The organism is Dolichospermum sp. LEGE 00246 (assembly GCF_015207865.1).
Classification (GTDB): Bacteria; Cyanobacteriota; Cyanobacteriia; order Cyanobacteriales; family Nostocaceae; genus Dolichospermum; species Dolichospermum heterosporum.
The window spans coordinates 1-5289 of the sequence record NZ_JADEWA010000388.1; the positions used below are offsets into that span (position 1 = coordinate 1).

At 40.1% G+C, this 5289-nt stretch carries 5 protein-coding genes; 3 read left to right on the forward strand and 2 right to left on the reverse strand.

Annotated features, from left to right (window positions below; genetic code table 11):
* Window positions 1-101 precede the first annotated feature (101 nt).
* A complete protein-coding gene (ade, locus tag IQ228_RS20435) occupies window positions 102-1736 on the reverse strand; it encodes an adenine deaminase (RefSeq protein WP_193964190.1) in 1635 nt (544 codons plus the stop codon).
* Window positions 1737-1961: 225 nt separating this feature from the next.
* On the opposite strand from ade, the gene IQ228_RS20440 reads away from it, so the two are divergent.
* From IQ228_RS20440 to IQ228_RS20450, 3 genes are read left to right on the forward strand one after another with little or no spacing between them, the layout of a single operon-like run.
* Window positions 1962-2711, forward strand: a complete 750-nt coding sequence (locus tag IQ228_RS20440) for a ParA family protein (protein ID WP_193964192.1) — start codon at window positions 1962-1964, stop codon at window positions 2709-2711.
* On the forward strand, window positions 2711-3622 hold the full coding sequence (locus IQ228_RS20445; protein WP_193964194.1) for a ParB/RepB/Spo0J family partition protein: 912 nt from the start codon (window positions 2711-2713) through the stop codon (window positions 3620-3622). The genes IQ228_RS20440 and IQ228_RS20445 overlap by 1 nt, the downstream gene beginning before the upstream one ends.
* Window positions 3623-3655: 33 nt before the next feature.
* Complete coding sequence (locus tag IQ228_RS20450) at window positions 3656-4156, forward strand: hypothetical protein (RefSeq protein ID WP_148762619.1); 501 nt, start codon at window positions 3656-3658, stop codon at window positions 4154-4156.
* Between the two features lie 86 nt (window positions 4157-4242).
* Here the strand turns inward: IQ228_RS20450 and IQ228_RS20455 are convergent, their stop codons facing one another.
* Window positions 4243-5196 carry a nucleotidyl transferase AbiEii/AbiGii toxin family protein gene (locus IQ228_RS20455; protein WP_193964196.1) on the reverse strand — a complete coding sequence of 318 codons (954 nt, stop codon included), beginning with the start codon at window positions 5194-5196 and terminating at the stop codon, window positions 4243-4245.
* Between the last annotated feature and the right edge of the window lie 93 nt (window positions 5197-5289).

The window sequence follows — 5289 nt, forward strand, 5'->3', positions numbered from 1 at the left end:
ATTTTAAATTGACATAAATTTGGGCATAAATTTGATTTTGAATATGTTATCAAAACCAGCGATTATACCCTATGAAAATATTGATTTTTGCAAGTTAAAATCTAATCAATCCACAACGACACAAACCGGAATTCTTTACCACTAAATAACCCCCGGTCACTCAGTTTTAAGTCTGGGATCACCAGCAATGCCATAAATGAAAGTGTCATGAATGGTGCAGTCAGTTTTGACCCTAATTGTTTTGCCCAATTATCAAGTTCTGCATACTGTTTTGCTACCTCATAACCATCGCTATCACTCATCAACCCAGCCACAGGTAAAGGTAATACATGAACTACATTGTCTTCTGCTACTGCAATACCACCTTGATGTGAGATTACCGCATTTACCGCTGCACAGATTTCCGCATCGCTTGTCCCCACTGCCACAATGTTATGGGAATCATGCGCCACACTCGATGCAATCGCCCCCCGTTTCAATCCAAAATTCTGCACTAATGCCACCGTCGGCGGTGTGTCTTGATACCGATTAACAACCGTGATTTTTAGGATATCTGCGTTTAAGTCAGCTATAACCTCACCGTTTTCAATATGTGCTGGTACACACTTTTCCCCTGTGATTAATTGTCCATCGGTAACGGTGATCACTCTGACTGTTGCGACTGTTGCCCCCTTGGCAGTTATTGCAAAGTCCCCCGGTGTTTTTGAAGTAGTGATAAATTTATTGATAGGTTTGACAGGAACAAATGGTAACAAAGTTGACCCTGTTTTTGCTGTTAATATTCCCTGACAATAGGTAGCCAACACCGTGAAATCTTGTAAATTATCAACAACAATCAAATCTGCACTATCACCAATTTGTAGTAGTCCCACATCCAAATTGTAATGTTTGACGGGGTTCACACAGGCAATTTCCAGGATATTCATCACATCATGACCTAATGCCACAGCCCGTTTTACCAGTAGATTAATGTGTCCTGTAACTAAATCATCAGGGTGTTTATCATCGCTACAAAACATACAATCTGCTGCATGGGAGTCAATCAAACTGTGCAGGGCATCAAAGTTTTTAGCTGCTGAACCCTCCCGGATCTGTATCTTCATTCCCAATGCTAATTTCTCTAGAGCTTCATTTAGTGTGGAACATTCATGATCAGTGGTAATTTGAGTAGCATATTTACGTAATCCCGTACTAGATAACCCCGGTGCGTGGCCATCAATGGGTAGTCCCAGACTTTGCGCTAGATGAATTTTGTCCATCATTTCTGGACTATCTGCCAAAACCCCCGGTACATTCATCACCTCACTCAGATAAGAAATACCATGTTTAACCAGTTGACGGAAATCGTTTACCGTCAGTTTTGCCCCGGCAGTTTCAAACTCGGTAGCGGGGACACAAGCAGGAAAACCAAAGGCTATTTTCAAGGGAGTCTGGGCGGCATTGTCTACCATGAATTCCACACCCTCTAAACCCAGCACATTGGCGATTTCGTGGGGGTCAGAGACAGTTGCCACCGTACCATGCACCGTCGCTAATCGGGCGAATTCAGTGGGTACAAGCATCGAGCTTTCGATATGAACATGAGCATCAATAAAACCAGGAAGAATGTACTGTGAGTATTGCCCCTGGTCCTGAACTATGGTTTGAATGCGTCCATCTGTGATGTGAATAGTACCGGGGAAAATGCGACGGTGGAGAACATCAACAATGTTGCCAGAGAGTGTCAAGTTATTCATAATATTACTGATAAATCACAACCGTAGATAGACTTTTAATTACAGAAAAATGTTATTAATTAGAGTAACTGAGACTTTCATTGATTTATAGCAACCGCCAACGTGGTTAGGACATTAATTGATCATTAAATTCCGTCCACAAAAAGGTTTTACTCTGACCCCTGACTCCTAACTCCTGACTCCTGACTCCTGACGATTACCTGTAAACCAAGCACTGCAACTACTGTGACTAAAATTATAGCCATTTTCAATCAAGCCGGTGGGGTGATGAAAACCAGTCTGACGATGAATTTGGGTTATCATCTCTCCCTCAAACATAAAGTTTTACTGGTGGATACTGACCCCCAGGCATCCCTGACAACTTTTATGGGACTTGAACCCCATGAACTGGAAGAAATCGTTGCTGACTCACTGCTCACACCAGAGACTAAATTACCAATTCATACTGATCTACACGGTATGGATTTAGCCCCGGCTAATATTACCCTCAGTGCGGTAGAATTACAACTCTCTGCGGTTATGGCCAGGGAACTACGACTCAAACAAGCTTTAGAACCCATTTTAAATAACTACGATTTCATTTTGATTGACTGTCCTCCCTCTTTAGGTATCCTCAGTATTCTCGGACTCTGTGCTGCTACTCATGTTTTAGTGCCAGTTCAGACTCATTACAAAGCATTCAAGGGAACGGAGTTATTATTGGATAGCATCAAACAGGTGAAGAAACATATCAATCCGAAATTAGCGATCGCCGGATTTGTCCCAACTTTGTACGTAAACGCCAACCAAGACAAAGTGATTTTGGAGGCTTTGGAACAGCAGTTATCACCACTAGCCAAAGTTTATCCGAAGATACCCCGTGCCACAGCCTTTGCGGATGCAGTAATGAATAGTCAACCATTGGCTGTGTATGACCCCAAACATCCAGCGATCGCAGTTCTGAAAAAGATAGCCCAGGGGATGGAGAAACTGTAATGGTCAAGAAAACTTTAGAAATCCCGAAAATGCGTGGTGTGGAAGATTTGCTGAGTATGGATGTGGAATCAGAATCACCAACTGCCACCGTTAATATTGATAAAATTCGTTTACCTTCTCAACAACCCCGACGGTATTTTGACCCGGAGAAACTCAGTCAATTGGTGCAGTCAGTTAAAGAACACGGGATTTTACAACCTTTATTGGTGCGTGCTGTTAATGATGAATATGAGTTAGTCGCTGGTGAACGCCGACTCAGGGCGGCCAAAGCAGCGGGGTTAATAGAAGTGCCGATTATTAGTAAAGAATTATCAGATCATCAAACCCTGCAAATCGCTTTACTGGAAAACCTGCAACGGGAAGACCTCAACCCCATTGAAGAAACCGAGGGGATTCTAGAATTACTCTGTATTGAACTTGATGTAAGTTCTGCTGAAGTTATATCAATTCTCAATCAAGTTGCCAACGCCAAAAAACGTAACTTAGAACTGACGGAAAACGTTTCCCGTCAACTGGAAATTGTGGAATCGGTGTTACAGGGTGTTGGTAGATTCAGTGCTGAAAGTTTCCGTACCAGTCGTTTACCATTATTGAATTTACCCGATGATGTATTGGAAATATTGCGGCAGGGTCAACTAGAATACACCAAAGCTAGGGTGATCGCTAAACTCAAAGATGACGGTGAACGTAGGGAACTACTGGATAAAGTTCTTAATGAAAATCTATCTTTAAGTGAGATTAAGCAGTTAGTAAAGGAATTAACCCCAGGGAAAACTACACCAAAAGAGACATTGAATGCTAAATATTCCGAGCTTGGTAAACGGTTGAAGAATGCCCAGGTGTGGGAAGATGCTAAAAAAACCAAGAAGCTAGAGAAATTGTTGGGTGATTTAGAACAATTGTTAGAATAGAACCCCAGAAATAATCAAAACAGGAGATACATTATGGCGAGAAAGTCTAAGGATTTTAATGAGTTGATGAAACAAAAACAGAGTTCCCAAGAGAAACATAAAAATCTCGAAGCACTTAGAGAAAAGATGCAAGGGGGTGTATTTGGGGAATTGGCTGCAAATATACCGATAGAACCCAAGGGCGCTCCAAAAATGTCAGAAATTCTCCAACAGTTCGTTGCTCCGTACTTAGATAATGTACACACATCAAAACGACGTAAATCATTATTTAGTTTGGCTGTGATAGCCTGGAATGCGGCGGTGATGCCTGAATCTCAACAAAAAACAACACTTGATACTTTCTTGGAACAACAGTTATCAAATCAGGATGCAGAAACTCAACAGGCGATTACACAAATGATTGATGAACTAATTGCTAGGAAACATCAGCATTTCTCTGATAATAAATATTTTATTCTGGACTTTCAAATTACAGAAACAGGACAAAGATATGATATCTCTGTGGCTTCAACTTTGTGGGAAAATCCTCAATGAATTATGACTGTAGCACCTATGTCACATAATTTTCTTAGAAAAGAGTAGATTTGTTTGTGTTTGCCGCGAAGAAAAGCGATTAATTGTCATTCCCAGTCTTGTTGAGATTCGTTAAATGTTCTAGGTGTCTTGTTTAAATTAAAATCAGCCGCCATTAAATCAATACCATCAATAATTTTACTGGGTTCGGCAATTCTCAAAGCCGTAAAACATTTGTCTCGATAATTGGGGTGATTCTGGAAAAAGGCGATCGCTTTTTTTAAAGGTTCAATTACAGGATAAGCTAATTCTGCCTTCTCAATAGCTGCTTGAGGAATGGGAGAATTGAGCCTTTGCATCGCCAAATCAATTAAATCTCTCGATTCTACAGAGGAATCATTCCATCTGTCAGAATTAGCTAAAAGTTTTTCCGCAAAACTGTCAATTTGATTTAAGCATGGGACAGATGACCAACTGGGATAATCTGGTTCTCCCAATTCAATCCGTCCTTCCATAATTATCTCAAATTTAATCAGAGTTTCATCAACAATAATGGCAAATCTTATTCCGTACTGGTCAGCTTTAATTTCTCCGGGTAGGTTGAGATTATTTTGAGTATTAAAAAGGGCATTATATTGATTTTCAGCTATTTTTTGGCGCAGTAATCGGTAGCCAGTACCAGTGGAACAGAGAAAATCTATATCCTTGCTTAATCTATATTCCCCATGATTTAAACTAACCAGAGTCCCACCGCCAAAATACGCGCCACACTCTAATAAAAAATTAGCCTTTAATTGATTAAGAACAATTAAAAATTTTTGATGAAATTCCCTTTCAAACATTTTTGCTCCTAACCATGAATGATAATATTCAGCTAATTGTTGCACAAATAAGGCTTCCGTATGGATCAAGTTGCCTAAAACTCCCCGGTAGTGCCACCCTCGTTCATATATTCTCAGCATTTCTAAAGGAGTAAGATTTTCTATATCTTCTCTTTGCCAACATAATTTTTCTAAAAACGGTAATTTCTCTGGAGTTTTAATTTGAAGTCTAATTAACATTGGGGTTATACTGGAGTTTAGTATTTTGAATCAGGGAATAGGAAGAAAATTGAAGCAGGAGTCAGGTTTCGCATTGATAAATAATTATTATAA